This window comes from Alteromonas sp. H39, assembly GCF_047556435.1.
Classification (GTDB): domain Bacteria; phylum Pseudomonadota; class Gammaproteobacteria; order Enterobacterales; family Alteromonadaceae; genus Alteromonas.
In genome coordinates this window covers 3,347,959-3,364,107 of record NZ_CP180210.1, presented here as the reverse complement: position 1 = coordinate 3,364,107, position 16,149 = coordinate 3,347,959, and the positions used below count along the sequence as shown (strand labels likewise).

The 16,149-nt window shown below is 50.4% G+C and carries 16 protein-coding genes; 3 read left to right on the top strand and 13 right to left on the bottom strand.

Features of this window, described 5'->3' with window-relative positions; genetic code table 11:
- Positions 1 to 37 precede the first annotated feature (37 nt).
- Together ACLBLI_RS14720 and sugE are read left to right on the top strand one after the other, a co-directional pair.
- Complete coding sequence (locus tag ACLBLI_RS14720) at positions 38 to 475, top strand: SRPBCC family protein (RefSeq protein ID WP_414828348.1); 438 nt, start codon at positions 38 to 40, stop codon at positions 473 to 475.
- Between the two features lie 263 nt (positions 476 to 738).
- Complete coding sequence (sugE, locus tag ACLBLI_RS14715) at positions 739 to 1,059, top strand: quaternary ammonium compound efflux SMR transporter SugE (RefSeq protein ID WP_414828347.1); 321 nt, start codon at positions 739 to 741, stop codon at positions 1,057 to 1,059.
- Positions 1,060 to 1,194: 135 nt separating this feature from the next.
- Here sugE and ACLBLI_RS14710 read toward each other — a convergent pair whose 3' ends face one another.
- From ACLBLI_RS14710 to ACLBLI_RS14700, 3 genes are all read right to left on the bottom strand, one after another.
- Positions 1,195 to 2,319, bottom strand: coding sequence for an alkene reductase (locus tag ACLBLI_RS14710; protein WP_414828346.1), 1,125 nt, complete (start codon positions 2,317 to 2,319; stop codon positions 1,195 to 1,197).
- A gap of 284 nt (positions 2,320 to 2,603) precedes the next feature.
- Positions 2,604 to 3,698, bottom strand: coding sequence for an anhydro-N-acetylmuramic acid kinase (locus tag ACLBLI_RS14705; RefSeq protein WP_414828345.1), 1,095 nt, complete (start codon positions 3,696 to 3,698; stop codon positions 2,604 to 2,606).
- Positions 3,699 to 3,738: 40 nt separating this feature from the next.
- Positions 3,739 to 5,058, bottom strand: coding sequence for an OapA family protein (locus ACLBLI_RS14700; RefSeq protein WP_414828344.1), 1,320 nt, complete (start codon positions 5,056 to 5,058; stop codon positions 3,739 to 3,741).
- A 208-nt stretch (positions 5,059 to 5,266) separates the two neighbouring features.
- Here ACLBLI_RS14700 and tyrS point away from each other — a divergent pair, with 208 nt between their 5' ends.
- Complete coding sequence (tyrS, locus tag ACLBLI_RS14695; protein ID WP_414828343.1) at positions 5,267 to 6,466, top strand: tyrosine--tRNA ligase; 1,200 nt, start codon at positions 5,267 to 5,269, stop codon at positions 6,464 to 6,466.
- A gap of 133 nt (positions 6,467 to 6,599) precedes the next feature.
- Here tyrS and ACLBLI_RS14690 read toward each other — a convergent pair whose 3' ends face one another.
- The 10 genes from ACLBLI_RS14690 to ACLBLI_RS14645 form a co-directional block, all read right to left on the bottom strand.
- Positions 6,600 to 7,922 carry an NAD(P)/FAD-dependent oxidoreductase gene (locus ACLBLI_RS14690; RefSeq protein WP_414828342.1) on the bottom strand — a complete coding sequence of 441 codons (1,323 nt, stop codon included), beginning with the start codon at positions 7,920 to 7,922 and terminating at the stop codon, positions 6,600 to 6,602.
- Positions 7,923 to 8,504, bottom strand: coding sequence for a GNAT family N-acetyltransferase (locus ACLBLI_RS14685; RefSeq protein ID WP_414828341.1), 582 nt, complete (start codon positions 8,502 to 8,504; stop codon positions 7,923 to 7,925).
- Positions 8,494 to 8,883, bottom strand: a complete 390-nt coding sequence (locus tag ACLBLI_RS14680; RefSeq protein ID WP_414828340.1) for a DUF2721 domain-containing protein — start codon at positions 8,881 to 8,883, stop codon at positions 8,494 to 8,496. The genes ACLBLI_RS14685 and ACLBLI_RS14680 overlap by 11 nt, the downstream gene beginning before the upstream one ends.
- 216 nt (positions 8,884 to 9,099) lie before the next feature.
- Positions 9,100 to 9,420: a hypothetical protein gene (locus ACLBLI_RS14675; RefSeq protein ID WP_414828339.1), complete on the bottom strand. Its 321-nt coding sequence runs from the start codon at positions 9,418 to 9,420 to the stop codon at positions 9,100 to 9,102.
- Entirely contained in the window at positions 9,420 to 9,968 is a 549-nt protein-coding gene (locus ACLBLI_RS14670) for a YaeQ family protein (protein WP_414828338.1), read from the bottom strand. The genes ACLBLI_RS14675 and ACLBLI_RS14670 overlap by 1 nt, the downstream gene beginning before the upstream one ends.
- A gap of 488 nt (positions 9,969 to 10,456) precedes the next feature.
- Entirely contained in the window at positions 10,457 to 12,505 is a 2,049-nt protein-coding gene (betT, locus tag ACLBLI_RS14665; RefSeq protein WP_414828337.1) for a choline BCCT transporter BetT, read from the bottom strand.
- A 591-nt stretch (positions 12,506 to 13,096) separates the two neighbouring features.
- Positions 13,097 to 13,501, bottom strand: coding sequence for a rhodanese-like domain-containing protein (locus ACLBLI_RS14660; protein ID WP_414828336.1), 405 nt, complete (start codon positions 13,499 to 13,501; stop codon positions 13,097 to 13,099).
- A gap of 78 nt (positions 13,502 to 13,579) precedes the next feature.
- Positions 13,580 to 14,416, bottom strand: a complete 837-nt coding sequence (locus tag ACLBLI_RS14655) for a helical backbone metal receptor (RefSeq protein WP_414828335.1) — start codon at positions 14,414 to 14,416, stop codon at positions 13,580 to 13,582.
- Complete coding sequence (locus ACLBLI_RS14650; RefSeq protein ID WP_414828334.1) at positions 14,413 to 15,378, bottom strand: cobalamin biosynthesis protein; 966 nt, start codon at positions 15,376 to 15,378, stop codon at positions 14,413 to 14,415. Before ACLBLI_RS14650 ends, ACLBLI_RS14655 begins: the two co-directional genes overlap by 4 nt.
- 12 nt (positions 15,379 to 15,390) lie before the next feature.
- Positions 15,391 to 16,104 carry a 5'-methylthioadenosine/adenosylhomocysteine nucleosidase gene (locus tag ACLBLI_RS14645; RefSeq protein WP_414828333.1) on the bottom strand — a complete coding sequence of 238 codons (714 nt, stop codon included), beginning with the start codon at positions 16,102 to 16,104 and terminating at the stop codon, positions 15,391 to 15,393.
- Positions 16,105 to 16,149: the final 45 nt, after the last annotated feature.

Genomic DNA, 16,149 nt, shown 5'->3' with positions numbered 1-16,149 from the left:
GTAGACTGACATTTCGCATTTTCTACCGGGTATCGGCATGTATCATTTCACCCTCAACGTCACTTTTCACGCGTCTCCAACGCACATCTTCGATGCCTTTCATAAGCCTGAGCTATTAATTCAGTGGTTTGCGCCGGGAAGTGTGCAGGTATCGCAAATCATGTCGAACTTTACCGAGGGCGGCCGGTACCGTATTCAGATGATGGAGCCGACCGGACAGCAATATACACTTACCGGTGAGTACACAAGAATTCTGGCAAATGAAAAGCTGGTGATGTCCTGGGCGTGGGAAGACAATGAGGAAGAATCAATCATTACCACGGTGGATATCGAGTTTGAATCGCAGGATGATAGCACCACGCAACTTACTCTGGTGCACTCAGGGTTCGTAAATGAGCAGGAGCGCGACCAGCATCAACAGGGCTGGATGGCCTGTTTTGAAAAACTGGCGGGCATTCAACAGTCACTTGAGTAAAGAGTGCGATATCGTCTGTTTATTTCCCAGCGCGTACCGACATTTGCCGCTGCAGCGCAAAAGAACGCTTAGAACGGCAAGAGACGGTGCGAATTTTTCACGCTTCGCAAAGGGGCACAGTGCCACCATCAAGGTATAGCGTTACAGTGTCAGGCACCAAAACTTGACCCGGTATACCGGCTTGCTATTATCCAGCCAACGCAAAGAGGACGACCTCTGTGCTGTTCTTTCACTGGCGGGGACGACCCCAATACGGAGCTGTCATGAGCTGGTTGATACTATTTCTTGCAGGCATACTCGAAGTTGTCTGGGCTGTTGGCCTTAAATTTACCGATGGGTTCAGTAAACCGCTGCCCTCAGTGATCACTCTCGCCGCGATGGGGGCAAGTTTCTATTTCCTGAGTCTGGCAATGAAAGAATTGCCACTGGGCGTTGCCTACTCTGTGTGGGTGGGCGTGGGAATGATTGGCGCCGTGATTGTGGGTATCGTGGTATTTAATGAATCCATCGGCTTGATAAAACTGGTGAGTGTGCTGCTAATTATCAGCGGTATTATCGGGCTCAAGCTGTCCAGCGTACACTGAACGTTGTGCAAAAAGTCCTTGTTGTGTGCCCGAAACAGTACACGGGTTTCAGCGTAACACCGCCTCGTTAAAGCGGTTTTGACAACGCCCACCACAGGGGCGTTGTCTTCACAAGGTTTGAGCGATGAGCCGGCGTTACTCGCTTAGTTTTTCGAGCTCTTCTTTTCCGCTTTCCTCACGAAACGCGTCATAATCAGAATAGCCTTCAGCACCACCACCGTACCATTGTGACGGATCATCGTACGCATGCAGCTCAACGTCATGTTCATAGCGGTAAGGTAAATCCGGGTTAGTGATCCAGGGACGACCGAAGGCGATCATGTCCCCATCTCCGTCAGCAATACGCTTTTCAGCGGTTTCTTTGTCGTATCCGCAGTTACCGATTAACAGGCCATCGAACAGCGCACGAAACTCACCCAGCGACATCGGCTCGCCGCGTTCGTGAAAGCCAAATGCCAGGCCATCCATCACATGCAGGTAGCCAATTTTCAACTTATTTAACTGTTGTGCGACATAAGTGAATGTCTCGCGATATCCATCATGTCCCATGTCATTAAACACACCATTTGGCGATAATCTTACACCAACCTGCGCTGCGGGAAAGATTTCAAGCACCGCGTTCATCACTTCCGCTAAGAAACGGAAGCGATTTTCGATACTGCCACCATACTCATCGTCTCGCTGATTGCTGCGGGCATCCAGAAACTGGTTGATTAGATACCCATTTGCAGCGTGCACTTCTATACCGTCAAAGCCAGCCGCTTTGGCGTTAATGGCTGCCTGTTTAAAGTCTTCAACAGTGCGACGAATATCTTCATGCGTCATCGGTTGAGGCACTTCGTATTCTTTTTTGCCTTTGGGCGTGTGAATTTGATCACCTTCCAGTTTTACCGCTGAAGCAGACAGCGGTAAATCACCATTATGAAAGTCGCTGTGCGATGCACGGCCGCAATGCCAGAGTTGCAGCACGATCCGGCTGTCAGCAACATGAACGCGGTCAGTTACCGATTTCCAGCCTTCAACCATTTCTTCTGTCCAAATCCCGGGTGAATCCACCCAGCCAAGTGCTTCCTCTGATATCGATGTTGCTTCAGTGATTATCAGTCCGCCGCCAGCGCGCTGAACGTAGTAGTCGCCCATTATTTTATTGGGGACACGGTCAGGACCTGCACGACCCCGAGTCATAGGGGCAAGCACCATTCTGTTTTTTAGTGTGAAGTCAGCCCATTTTACAGGCTGAAATAAAGGAGAGTTCGACATACACCTTATCCTTGTTAATTCTGCCGAGTTTGCTCAGCAACAATATTGTTTTGCCTGGTATCCACAGATTCTCTGGTAATAACGGGAGTGGATTACTGTAATAATGTGCGCTTTCATTTCATCAAAAAAGTGAGTTTTCCGGCTTAAATACGCCGGTGGAAAACGCTTTGCCACAAATGATTGCGCAGTACTGCAATACAGGCACCGACAATGAATACATAAAAACCCGCACATTGGATTGCTACGGATATCGCGAGCAGCAAACCATTGGGGCTGTGAGATTGTTATAGGGCTGGGGTGAGTGTGCCTAATACGGCAGGGCGACTTGCCCCGGTGACGGCAGGAACATTGCCAGGAATTTTCTTTGTAAATGCATACGCCAGCCAGGCAAAAGCCGCGCCTTCTACCCACTGCGGATGGATACCTACGGTTTCACTTGAGGATATCTGGCAATCAGGTAATGCCCGGGATAATGCGTCCATCAACGCGTGATTAAATGCCCCGCCACCACAGACAATGATATCTTTGGGAGATGGCTGACTACGGATAGCATCACTGATACTTGACGCTGTCAGTGCAAGCAGCGTGGCCTGAACGTCCTGGGGCGCGATAACCAGAGGCGTTATAACATCCTGAAGCCAGGTAAGGTTGAAGTATTCTCTGCCGGTAGATTTTGGGCCGTTGCGGTGAAAATACGGGTCGTCCAGCATTCTCCTGAGTAAGCGGGTGTCAGCTGTTCCGCCTGCGGCCCACTGGCCTTTTTCATCATAAGGGCGGCCAGTGTGTTGTCTACACCAGGCGTCCATCAATGTATTGCCGGGCCCGGTATCAAACCCGGTAACACCCTGTAAGCTATGCTTAGGTGCCAGTACGCTGATGTTGGCAATGCCACCGATGTTCACTATGGTTCGTGATGCCTGCTCGCGGGCAAATACAGCCTGATGAAACGCTGGTACCAGCGGCGCGCCTTCCCCACCAAGCGCAATATCTTTACGCCTGAAGTCAGAGATAACATCAATGCCGGTCAGGGTGGCAAGGGTATTCGGGTCGCCGATTTGCAGGGTAAAGCCGAAGGTTGACGCACCGCGGTGCAAGGCTACACCGCCAGGATGGTGCCTGACTGTTTGGCCATGAGAGCCAAGTGCCACAATATCCTTAGGGCTGAGATTGTTTTTCTCAAGCAGCAGGTTTACGGCGCGGGCAAAAGTATCGGCAACGGCGCGATCCGCACTTCCCATTAAATTGATTTCTTCGCTGCCGGGTGAGCATAGCGTATGCAGAATGGTTAGCAGTGGCGTAGGGTAAGGGTAAGACACACAATCGAGGGTGTTAACGTTACTCTCGGTAATGTCACAAAGGACGGCGTCAACGCCGTCCATGCTTGTTCCTGACATCAGCCCGATGAAGTAGGCCACGGGCTTACTTCATCGCTAGCATAATGCGCTTTGTAGTATCGAGTTGTGCGAGACGGCTTTCTGCAATTTGCATAAACTCTTCCCGCTCTTCCGATGCAATAGGACGCGCTTTCGGTAATTCGACGGTACGTGGGTTACGGTGAACACCATCAACCAGAAATTCGTAATGAACATGTGGGCCTGAGGCCAGCCCGGTGCTACCCAGATAGCCGATGGTCTGCCCTTGTTTTACCGTTTCTCCGACTTTTACTGCACGCTTGGTAAAGTGAAGGTACTTAGTGGTGTACTTCTCGCCGTGCTGGACGAACACATGGTGGCCGTTGTACTTATCATAGCTGGACTTAACGACCTTACCGTCGCCAGTAGCCATTACCGGCGTACCTACAGCCGCGACGTAGTCGGTGCCCCGGTGTGCTTTCCAGCGTTTTTGTACCGGGTGAAAGCGTGCCTTGGTGAAATTTGAACTGACGTATTTGAAGTTCACCGGCGCTTTTAAAAAGCTTTTCCGCATGCTGCGGCCTTCCGGCGTATAATAGTTGCCGTCAGTATGCTGAATGGCAGCAAAGCGCTCACCGCGATTGAAAAACTCCGCGGCAACAATATCGCCGTAACCGACGAACTCACCGTCGATATAATGTTCTTCATACACCACGTTGAAGGTATCGCCGCGGCGAATTTCCATGGCAAAATCAATATCCCAGCCAAAGATTCCGGCCAAGTGCATGATTTGATTATTGCTTAAACCGGCATCGACACCTGCATTCCAGAAACTGGAGTCAATTTCGCCCTGAGCGAAGTTATAACGGATATCGACATCTTTTTTCTCAAGATCTGCTACCAGTTTGTCACCGCTTTTGTCTGGCTGGATTAACAGGGTTTCTGTGGCTGAGAGGCGATACTTGAGTTCACCAAAGCCGCCCTGGTCAGATGATCTCAGAAAAAGTTCGTCACCAGGCAATAGGGTAACCAGCGTTTTCGCAAGCTCGCCTGCCTGAGTCACGTTGTAAACGTCACGGGCACTTAAGCCAGCGCGTTTGAATATTTTTGCCAGCGTGTCACCGCTGCGAACCTCGTAGCGATCCCAATTGCTGTCATCTTCTGTAAGCACAATGTCCGGAGAGTCATTGATCGACAACTCAACGGGATAACGCACACCCGCGTCTAAGGTGAATGCTTCCTGATGACGGCTGGCCTCAACCGGATCTGATGGCAATAAAATCAATGCGCCCAGAAACGCAGACGCGATCGCTAAACCGGTACGATGGGGCTTGGGTAAATGTTTGAGGTTTTTTACAACCGCAGAATTCTTCAAAATCATTCTCATATAACTACCTAACCTGAGAATATCGCGTTCAACCGCGTCTTTCTACATGGATTGCTCAAAAAAGCAACATTTTATCCATTCTTATTAGAAATGCGCTTTCCAACTGGAAATCCGCTTTTTGACAGTCAGGTCTTTCATTGGTTCATTCTGATGCGTAAAATGCCCGACCTGGAATTTAACGCGAACACGAATGAGTGCAGAATAAAACATGAGTGACTGGCAAACTGCTTTAGCTGAAATTAAACGGGGTACGGATGAAATCCTGCCTGAAGACGAGCTAATTGAAAAACTCAAATCAGGTAAACCACTAACCGTAAAAGCCGGTTTTGACCCCACAGCGCCCGATCTTCACCTCGGTCACACTGTACTTATAAATAAACTGCGGACATTCCAGCAGTTAGGCCACAATGTTGTTTTTCTGATTGGTGATTTCACCGGCCTTATTGGCGATCCTACAGGGAAAAACGTCACACGCAAGCCTTTAAGCAAAGATCAGGTATTAGAAAACGCTAAAACGTATCAGGAGCAGGTGTTCAAAATTCTGGATCCTGAAAAGACCCAAATCCGCTTTAATTCTGAGTGGATGGACAAGCTGGGTGCGGATGGCATGATCAAGCTGGCAGCCAGTCAGACCGTGGCCCGCATGCTGGAACGAGATGATTTCAAAAAGCGCTACACCACGGGCCAGCCCATCGCCATCCACGAGTTCTTGTATCCCCTGGTGCAAGGGTGGGATTCGGTCGCACTGGAGTCTGATGTAGAGCTTGGCGGTACCGACCAGCGCTTCAACCTGCTGATGGGGCGTGAACTCCAAAAAGAGCAGGGACAATCTCAGCAGGCTATTGTCATGGTGCCGTTGCTGGAAGGCCTTGATGGTGTTCAGAAGATGTCGAAATCGCTGAATAACTACATTGGGATTACCGATACGCCTAACGAGATGTTCGGTAAAGTTATGTCGATTTCTGATGAGCTAATGTGGCGTTATTATGATTTGGTAAGCTTTCTGCCATTAGACGAAATTGCCGCATTGAAAGCGCGCGTTGAGGGTGGCGAAAACCCGCGTGATATTAAGATCCTGCTGGCAAAAGAAATTATCGCGCGCTTCCACGATGATGACGACGCGGAAAAAGCCCATCAGGACTTTATTCAGCGCTTCCAGAAAAATGCGATCCCGGACGATATGCCGGAACTCGACATTGCGTTGGGTGAAGAGGGTATTGCTATTGGGAATCTGCTGAAAGAAGCGTCACTGGTAGCGTCTACCTCTGATGCAATGCGTATGATTAAGCAGGGGGCGGTGAAAATTGATGGTGAGAAGGTAGAAGACACCCGTCTGGTGCTTACTGAACCAGGTAATAATGTGTATCAGGTAGGCAAGCGGAAGTTTGCTCGCGTTACGTTAAAGTAGGGTAAAGGCTGTATTTCACAAGCAGATTCAACACTGTTGTGAAGCGGTTCAGAACGACAAAAGGCGCTGTAGTAAAGCGCCTTTTTTGATATTCACAGGGCCTGTTTTCTGTGGGAATAAAGATGAACGGCGTTTATTCTGCTAATTTCGCCCATGCGTAAAGAGCTCGCAGGGCCATGCGGCGCATGCCGGCGAAGGGGTAAATTGGCAGACCATCCTGATAAAGCGGCAACCGGGTATCCACTGATTCCCCCAGCATTCTCTGCGCCAGACGCTTTCCTGCCAGTGCCGCAAACGACACACCCGAACCACAATAGCCCATGGCATAGCCGGTTTTATGATTGCTGTCGGTCATAATACGCGGCAAATTATCCAGCGAAACACTTACCCATCCGTTCCAGAAATAATCTGTTTTTATGTCTCTGAGGGCAGGGAAGCTAGCGACCATTGCCTGTTCCAACCGGCGACGCGATGACGCATCTCCCCGAACACCAGCGCTTACCGAGCCTCGACCGCCAAACAGAAGGCGTCCATCAGGCAGCATGCGGTAATAATACTTCATCATGCGCGTGTCCATCATCATCATTGGCCGCGTCAGCCCTGTAGCATTGCGCTGCGCCTTGCTTAACGGTGCGGTAACGATGATGCTGGACTGTACCGGAAACTGGCGTTTGTCGACGCAAGGATGAAACATTTTCGGAGTGTAGGCATTTGACGCGATGACGAGTCTTTCTGCACAAACCTTATAAGAGTTTGTATGCAATTCAAATCCACTACCGGTGTTGGCTATGTTGGTAACTGGCGTATTCGTGACGATACGCACGCCCAGGCGGTGGCAGGCTTTTGCATAACCATCGACCAGCTTCAGAGGATTTAAGGCTAGTCCGGGTTGAATCACGCCACCAAAGGCATGCTGAATGTTGATATGTTCCTGAAGGGCACTCGCGCTAACGAAAGTCTCATCGCTGGCAAATTTGCTGCGGTTAATTTCCTGAGCTGCCTGGAGCGCAATCGCGCTCTTCTGATTGTGGGCAATTTTAAGGTATGGCCCTGGCTGCAAATCACAATCAATACCGTAGCGTTGAATGCGCGACGTCAGCAAGCTGACGGCATCGTTAAATTCATCGCGCATGCCAAGAGCGATTTGCTCACCCCACTTGTTGGCGATGGCATTCAGGGTGTAACGACCCGTGCCCTTGAGGACAAAGCCACCATTGCGACCGGCACATCCAAAGCCAATTTCATGCGCATCAATAACGGTGACTTCCTGTCCGGCCTCAGCCAGTTCAAGTGCCGCCGACAGGCCGGTGTAGCCGGCGCCGATTACGGCGAAGCGGGTGTGGATGTTGGCATCGAGTGGGGCATAAGATGCGGGGGTGTGCATGGATGCCCAGTAACTGTCTGGCCGGGGCAAATCGGGGGTGACACCCGCGCTTTTAAGAGGATCGTACGGCACCTAAAATTCCAGTAACATTTCCGCGCCTTCGCACTCGCAGTGCGCAGGGCAGACCGGACACTCATACCCTTCGTAGATAGACTCGTAGCGCCATTTGTCAGCATGCTTTTTAATAAGCACACCGCCATTTTTGCTGAAATAGCGATAGGCACTGTTGCCGGGGCTTGCCAGCCAGATATGAGCAAGCCCGGCTTGCGCCCCCTGCTTTTTAGCCTGCTCAACAGACAGCTTTAGCATGGTGCTGCCGATACCGGCTCCCTGCATGGCAGGGTCAACAGTATTGCACTTAAAATAACACACCCTGGTGGCATCAACCGGCCAGTCATCCGGTGTGCACCATTTATCTTCCTGCCACTTAGAGTGTGCATATGTAAGCCGGAATCCCACTACTTTACCGTGATAGAGCGCTACCCAACTGGCATTGACTCCTCCGTGGAAGCTTTTGTCGTACATGTCTTTCAGACTGTCTTCGTTCAGGTAGCCGTCGCCCTGCACCTCATTGCCAAGGGTAATGACGCCATCAAAATGTTCAGGGGCGAGTTCCTGATAAAGGATATCGCCGGGATTGATATCAGTTGTCATCGCTTTTCACTCCGTCTAAGTGCACGTCCAGTGCCTCTACCGAGATGAGGATCTCGCGTACCGACATCCATAACGAATACAACAATGCGACCAGGCTGGCGGCAAAAACCCAGTTACCCACATTCTGGTAGGTAAGGTAAATGGCCAGCATGGATACCACACACAGAAAGAAGCTGGAGACACCGGCTATCTGCATACGCTTAATAAGCTGTATACGGGTGCGCAGATTCTTCAGCTGAGCCTGAGTATTTTCGTCCCGTTCTTCTTTGGCAAAGTTGCGGATAATCGTCGCCAGCGTCAGGAAACGGTTGGTGTATGCCAGCAACAACAGGGATATCGCGGGGAATAACATCGCCGGCGTAGCAATATCAATGATCATGAGCAGTCTCTATACACGTTAAGCAGCCTCTATACACATTAAGTCGTCTCAATACTCCTGATTAGTCACCTGGCTATATGCCTGAACGAACCCTGACTTGTTCGTATCTTCCCTGATAAAAAAGAGTAACCGTTTGTCGCCTTTGCGCAAAGTGTTGTTTTCACTGTGGGCATTCAGTTGCTGGTGAAGTAAACAAACCACCTTCTTATTTCCCACTTACCCTGACACTTCGTTCTCGGGCCCTTCAAGAGTGAAAATCAGATGTCTGCGCATATCTTTCAATACGACACCTTTTTTGAGCAATGCGGCGCTCAGGCGTCTTTGCCACTTTTTTAATTCAGGTTTTGCGGTAGCCAGCGAATCGTCATTGTTAAACTGAAAGCGCAGCAACAGCGAACCTGGAAACTGATGGTATTGCACGTCGAACCAGCATTGCACCAAACCATCAAGTTCTTCCCGGCCCTGTTCTTCCAGCCTGTTGGCAACGCTGAACACAATTGCCTGTTGCTTTTGCTGTACAGCGGACAATGTCTTCATTACAGGTGTTTCTCTATGGCAATTTCAACGCTTTCAGTTATTTGTGCCCCTTCAATGGTCAGCCACATTTGTCCGTCTTGTATGGTTACCTGGATTTGCATGGAACGCTGGACGGCGTTGGCCAGCGTAGTAGCCAGTGCCTCCGGCAGCGTGAATACCGATAAATTTTTTCTGACTTGTAGCTTTGACTTCTCTTTTTTCCACCAGGCATCGAAGCTGTTGTCGGCATAAGCGTAAATCAACATTTGCTGACTTTGATTGCAGCCTTTTTTTATGCGCTGCTCAGAAGGCTGGCCTAATTCAATCCACAGCTCTATGTCATCACTGAAGTTTTTCTGCCAGATATCAGGTACGTCATCATCAGATAAGCCTTTAGTAAACTGTAGCCGCTCATGGGCATTAACGATAAACGCGATAAGGCGAAGCATCATACGTGCGTCGTTTTCTGAAGGGTGTCGAGCAATAGTCAGATTGTGATCGTTATAATAGTTGCGGTCCATATCGGTTATCGATATGTCGGCTTTAAATATGGTTGCTTTAAGTGCCATGGTGATCCTGAATAGTAACGGTGCGGCAACACAGACGCTGGCGGGCATGTCAGCCGGCAGAATTGGCACGTATATTATCAGTTATTGATGTCTGTCGTCCGCAATCAATCCAAAAATGCTTTCGCGGCGCTTTGTGACTCAGTACGTCAGTGTTGCTTAGCGAATCTGTCGCAGACCAACGCGCGGACATTCAGCGCTTTTGCTCAACGCGTAAACTTGGCAACGTCTCAAACTATCATCGCCCTCGTAAAGAAGCGTTGACGTTGACAACGTGTGTCAGAAACGAAAAAGGTCTCACGTATTCTTACCTACAACTGCATCATCAGTGCTTGCAAAACCCTGGTCAGAGCCTGTGGGGCGATTTGCAGGCAAACTGTTGTGTTATCACTGACGCCTCATTGCGCTTGTTAATAATGAAACGCCGCGTCCGGAGGCCGGACGCGGCGTTTTACGTAGTGCGTCATTTCCAGATGTAACTCACTGGAATATTACTCGTTTTGTGGTTTAAACAATTCCACATTGGCTCCCGGCTGCGAGCGCTGGGCGTGCAAAAAGTGCATGTGGCGTTCAAAGTGCTCAAGGATATCGGCAATAACCTGATCTTTGTTGTATCCCATCAGGTCATAACCCTGGCCGCCTTCTACCAGCATCACTTCCACCCGGTAATAGCGTTCAACACCTTTCACCGAACCTCGCGCGAACGATGGCATCAGGTGCTTACTTGGTCGAAGTTCGTAATAGAAGTCCTGTGCGCCCTGAAGGTCGGCTTTTAATGCCAGGTATTCTTCTTTCTCGTGATTACGGTCAATCAAGTCTACCTTGAGTTCACGGGCCTCAAGTTCCTTCTTCACGGCTTCCATTGCTGGCTTGGCAACATTATCGAGGAAATCCTGACACTGCTTTTCATTCGGGAAGCTCATGGCACGTTGCAAACGTTCCGTCCAGCTTTTCGAACCCTCGCCAGTATGCGGGTAGGTTGGCAGGTTAGCATCAATACTGCGTTGTTTAAGCCCTTCAAGACGCAGTGCTTTCACCAGTCCTACCATCATCACACACAGCACAATGGCAAACGGCAAGCCGGTGACCACCACCGCACTTTGCAGCGCCGTTAATCCATCGGCCATCATCAGCGCAATGGTCAGTAAACCAATGATCGTAGCCCACATTATCCGCATCCAGGAAGGCGCATCACTGTAAGGGTCTTTCAGAATCGACGTCAGGTTAGACAAGACCAGCGAGCCGGAGTCACCTGATGTGATGAAGAATATGAACGCGAGAATACTCACAGCAATGGTCGTTACGCCTGCCCAGGGAATTTCCTCCAGGAACAGGTAGATTGCAGAGCCGGGATTATTCATGGCCTGCTGGCCGAACTCTTCAGCGCCATTCATGACCATGTCTATGGCGCTGTTGCCCATGATAGACATCCATACCACCATAAAGGTTAGTGGCAGAATAAGCGTACCGGCGACAAACTCTGCAATGGTCCGGCCACGTGAAATACGCGCCAGGAACAGACCCACAAACGGCCCCCAGGCAATCCACCAGGCCCAGAAGAACAGTGTCCAGGCATTCAGCCAGTCGGTAGGTTGGTCAAACGCATAAGTCTCAAAGGATAATGCAACGAAGCCGGACACGTAGTCGCCAATATTGGTTACCAGTGCGTTTAACAGGAATCGGGTGTCGCCAACAAACAGCACAAACAGCATCAGCAGTAATGCTAATAACATATTGAATTCGGAGAGCCGACGGATGCCTTTATCAACACCAGTCACCGCTGAAATGGCGGCAAACACAATCACTACCAATGCCAGAATGACTTGTGTCATCAACCCTTCTGGAATGCCGAAAACGTGATTCAGACCATAGTTTAACTGAATGAGTCCGATACCAAGGCTGGTGGCCAGTCCGAAAACCGTACCCAACACGGCGGCGATATCGACCGTGTGGCCGATAGGGCCGTAGATACGTTTACCAATTAGCGGGTACAGTGCCGAGCGGATGGCCAGCGGTAAGCCCAACCGATAGCTGAAATAAGCCAGTGTCATACCCACAAGCGTATACACCCCCCAGCCGGAAACGCCCCAGTGGAAAAGCGTTAGCTTGATAGCATTACGCGCTGCCTCAGCACCTTCTCCGGCACCAACAGGCGGCGCTAAAAACTGTGTGATTGGCTCAACAATACAGAAGAATATAAGATCAATACCTATACCCGCTGCAAACAGCATGGCGGCCCAGGTAAGCAGTGGAAACTCCGGTCGGGTATGATCCTGCCCCAGCCGTATTTTCCCCCACGGGGAAAGCGCGATCACAATAACAAAGACCAGGTAGGCAACCACAACAATAAAATAGAACCAGCCAAAAGTAGATGAAATCCAGGACAACGCTGCCCCTATTGCGCTACTGGCTGCTTCGGTAAATAGAATTGCCCACAGGGCAAAAAATGTGATCCCGATCACCGCACCGTAAAACGGAATCGGGTTGACGCGGACTTTTTCGTCTTCCCCGCCACGTTCCTGCTTACTCTTTTCCGACATCACAATATCCTCACTTTATTCTGATACGTATTCAGGTTTTCTGCATTCAACGCGCCGCAGCCAATCCATGTGATTGAGCACTCAATACCGTTACTGCAAAAAATGAGTGTTGGCGGCGCCTTAACCAGCGTTGGGCAAGAAGAGAATATAAACGGGAATGACCGGGCGGGAGCACTCCTTCTGTCAGATTGATGTCAGCGGTAACTGCAATCTTTCAGCATTTGTCTGAAAAAGGGGGCCGGGTTACCACACCACGCAGCACAACCAGCGTGATTTCCACATAATCCACGTTTATATTTTTTTCTCAACACATAAGCACCTATACGCTGAGCAGGTCGAATTTGGATTAGCGCAAATGAATATAAATACCTGAGTAAAAATGCATTTCGAGGCGGCAGTGATGATTACATGTAAATGCTCAGGTTGGGTGGGGGCGTATTTCGGAACAGGCTGAGTATTCCGACGACGGCCCTGGCAACCTCTGGCGCGCATCCTGGTAGAGTCATTGTTGTCGGGAGGAAAATAGAGAAAGGAATAACCTGATACCCGTTATATAGCGGGCAGATTAACGTAACGGGCAGACTAACGGTGTTACATCTGACTGACGGGCAGGCCGGATTCGCTCCACCCCAGCATGTCACCTTCCAGAGAACGCAAAGAGGTAAACTTTAGATCTTCAAGCACCTTCATTGCCAGCTGGGCACGGCGCCCTGAGCGACAGTAGACAATGACAGGCTTATCCTGCCAGCCATCAAGCTCATCGAGGTAAGACTGAATCTGGTCATGCGGCATATTAACCGCACCGGGAATATGTCCCTGGTTGTATTCTTCTTTGGAGCGTACATCAATAAGCAGCCACTCCTCATTTTTCACTCGTTCTATGAGATAGGGGGAAGCCTCAACACTAACTGGCGGCTTTGCCACTGCATTGCACTGTAAGCTAAAGGCACCGGCAACAATCAGTACAAAAAGAATAACTACGACCAATAAACGCATAGAAAACCGTAAAGATGACGCTGTACGTCAAATGGCATCAAAAGATAGTGATAATGTAACGCTTTTGGTAGCGTAAATTCAATGTTTTCCCGATGCTGTTTGCGACTGCCTAATCGAGGATACGGATCCACAGAGCCTGCTGAGTGCGGGCAACAGGCGCAACGTGAAGCGACTGGTGACATCCGGATCAACCGTTATTAATGGCGCATCTAAAATGTTTCTGTGCGGCTCCCAGAACACACTGGCCTGCTGTGCGGAAGAGCGGGTGGCTGCAATTAGCAGCGCAGGCTGACGCCTCAGTACTTCCTGAATGCTCACCTGCGGGTAATCGTTTGGCGCATCAGTAAATATCGTGCGGGCTCCGCAAACCGCCAGCAACTGGTTCGCCCAGGCATCTTTCCCCACCGTCATAAGTGGCGATGTCCATGAGTAATAAAATACCGGAGTTGTAGTAGCGCGATGGTATTTTTCTCGCAAGTCCGCAAGCTGTTCTCTGAACTCGGATGCGAGTAAAGCGGCACGACGCTCCTTATTGACTAGCTGGCCCAGTGCCTCCAGTTCATCTGCAATATCATCGGGCGTGCGGACAGAAGACAAAAACACACTAAAACCTAATTGTTTCAGGCGCGAGATATCCTGTGGTTTGTTGCCGCCTTCCCAGGCCAGTACGAGATCAGGCGAGAGCGCCATCAGGGCTCGGAAGTTAACGCCATTATAATCGGCAACCTGAGGTAGCGCTTTTGCCGCTTCTGGATAATCACTGTACGCACTCACGCCTACCAGCGTGTCGCCCATGTCGAGGCTATAGGCCCATTCGGTAAGATGGGGAGCCAGCGTTACGATACGCTGGGCAGCAACAGCATGGCTGACTGCCAGTAGCCACACAGCGAACAAAACAGCCGATAACAATCTCATGGCAAGGTCACCTGGTTTGCCAGCACACCCGTCACTATCAGCGTTAGACTGATCAGGCTGACGTAGAGTATGGCTGCCCGGGTGATTGCGCGTCTGCAGTAAATCATATCGGAGTACCTGACCTCGCGGGAGCCGCCGACGCGTTGATAGCGGTATTTTTGGCCCTGATAATAAGCAGGACCGCCCAGTCGAATGCCATTGCCACCACCAAATGCTGCCAACAGCAGAGATGTACGATCTCTTGCCGCGGCGCGCTTAAGGGCTTTTACTGCCCCTACCGTGTCAGTTACTAACAACATAATAGCGGCCATCAGGACGCTCGGGGCCCAGTTCAACAGGCGCACACATTTTCTTACCGGCATACCAAAATAGCGGTAGCCACCGCGCCGTGGGTGCCACTCCCAGGAGAGTAAAAGTAGCAGTCTGTAGGTTAATGCCGCAATCGGGCCGGCTACCAGGAACCAGAAGATGACTGCACCATACAAGTAGTAAAACTTCAGAACCAGAGACTCAATCGCGGCTTTGGCAATGCCAATATCGGTCAGCTTGTCGCATTCGCGAAGCACCATTGCCGATACCAGTTCGCGACTCAGAGCTTTCTTATTCTTGCCGACGGTGTTCACAACCTGGCGATAGCGATAACGTTCATGACTGAAGTCGAGCATGGCAATCAGAATAATGGCATCAAAAAAAACCGGGTACTCAGCCAGGTAAACCAGTAACGCGGTAAGTGTCACCAGTGGCACGATAAGCACCACCGCCCCCAGCGTGCCCGAAATATAGTGCTGGCTAGGGGCATCCTGCCGCGACGGTAGCACCTTCTTACCCATGCCCCTGGCAAGTAAGCGCATCAATGTCAGCGGATGATATGACAGCGGCCATCGCCACACGGCATCAAGCAGTACGGCAACAAGCAATATCGCTAGCGAGGAAAGCACGGATTGGGTAAGTATGGCCTCCATGGGAAGTTAAATTCAGGCAGCTTTTTGAGCCAGTCTGCGGATCATCTCCATGACCAGCTGAGCAGAGTGTTTGGCTGCTGTCTCTAAATATTCTTTGAACGATACCGATGAGGTTTTGCCTGCGATATCGGATAACGAGCGAATCACCAGAAACGGCACATCCAGCATATGGCAGGTTTGCGCAATTGCGGCACCTTCCATCTCTACTGCACGCATATCGGGAAATTTGCGGCGCAGTTCGGCAACGGCATCGTCAGATCCAATGAAGGCATCGCCGGTACAAATCAGGCCACGAACGTGTTGCAGATCGGTAAGTGTCTCAGCGGCGCCTTCTGCAGCTTCTACCAGCGACTTATCTGATGTAAAGGCTTCAGGCAGACCGCCTGCAGGCTGGCCTAACTTATAGCCGAAATGTGTCAGGTCCACATCGTGGTGTTTCACTTCACTACCGATGACCAGATCGCCGATGGTCAGGTTGGTATCAAAACCACCCGCAGAGCCAGTATTCACTACATAATCCGGTGAAAATCGCTCAATCAGCGCGGTGGTGGCTAACGCCGCCGCGACTTTACCTATGCCGCACTTAACCAGAATGACCGAGACACCGTGCAAGTTGCCTTCAAAGAAAGTCAGGTGAGACCACCGCGTTTCACGCACGTTACTCAACGACGACTTAAGCAGGGCCACTTCTTCGTCCATCGCGCCCAGAATACCAATCTTGATCATGTCTGTTTCCTGTTATTACTGCTGACAGCATATTAAATCGCGGAT

What these genes read in the sequence shown, in the direction of transcription:
- ACLBLI_RS14720 (WP_414828348.1), top strand. Translation starts at nt 38, where the DNA reads ATGTATCATTTCACCCTCAACGTCACTTTTCACGCGTCTCCAACGCAC.
- sugE (WP_414828347.1), top strand. Translation starts at nt 739, where the DNA reads ATGAGCTGGTTGATACTATTTCTTGCAGGCATACTCGAAGTTGTCTGG.
- ACLBLI_RS14710 (WP_414828346.1), bottom strand. Translation starts at nt 2,319, where the DNA reads ATGTCGAACTCTCCTTTATTTCAGCCTGTAAAATGGGCTGACTTCACA.
- ACLBLI_RS14705 (WP_414828345.1), bottom strand. Translation starts at nt 3,698, where the DNA reads ATGGACGGCGTTGACGCCGTCCTTTGTGACATTACCGAGAGTAACGTT.
- ACLBLI_RS14700 (WP_414828344.1), bottom strand. Translation starts at nt 5,058, where the DNA reads ATGAGAATGATTTTGAAGAATTCTGCGGTTGTAAAAAACCTCAAACAT.
- tyrS (WP_414828343.1), top strand. Translation starts at nt 5,267, where the DNA reads ATGAGTGACTGGCAAACTGCTTTAGCTGAAATTAAACGGGGTACGGAT.
- ACLBLI_RS14685 (WP_414828341.1), bottom strand. Translation starts at nt 8,504, where the DNA reads ATGACAACTGATATCAATCCCGGCGATATCCTTTATCAGGAACTCGCC.
- ACLBLI_RS14680 (WP_414828340.1), bottom strand. Translation starts at nt 8,883, where the DNA reads ATGATCATTGATATTGCTACGCCGGCGATGTTATTCCCCGCGATATCC.
- ACLBLI_RS14675 (WP_414828339.1), bottom strand. Translation starts at nt 9,420, where the DNA reads ATGAAGACATTGTCCGCTGTACAGCAAAAGCAACAGGCAATTGTGTTC.
- ACLBLI_RS14670 (WP_414828338.1), bottom strand. Translation starts at nt 9,968, where the DNA reads ATGGCACTTAAAGCAACCATATTTAAAGCCGACATATCGATAACCGAT.
- betT (WP_414828337.1), bottom strand. Translation starts at nt 12,505, where the DNA reads ATGTCGGAAAAGAGTAAGCAGGAACGTGGCGGGGAAGACGAAAAAGTC.
- ACLBLI_RS14660 (WP_414828336.1), bottom strand. Translation starts at nt 13,501, where the DNA reads ATGCGTTTATTGGTCGTAGTTATTCTTTTTGTACTGATTGTTGCCGGT.
- ACLBLI_RS14655 (WP_414828335.1), bottom strand. Translation starts at nt 14,416, where the DNA reads ATGAGATTGTTATCGGCTGTTTTGTTCGCTGTGTGGCTACTGGCAGTC.
- ACLBLI_RS14650 (WP_414828334.1), bottom strand. Translation starts at nt 15,378, where the DNA reads ATGGAGGCCATACTTACCCAATCCGTGCTTTCCTCGCTAGCGATATTG.
- ACLBLI_RS14645 (WP_414828333.1), bottom strand. Translation starts at nt 16,104, where the DNA reads ATGATCAAGATTGGTATTCTGGGCGCGATGGACGAAGAAGTGGCCCTG.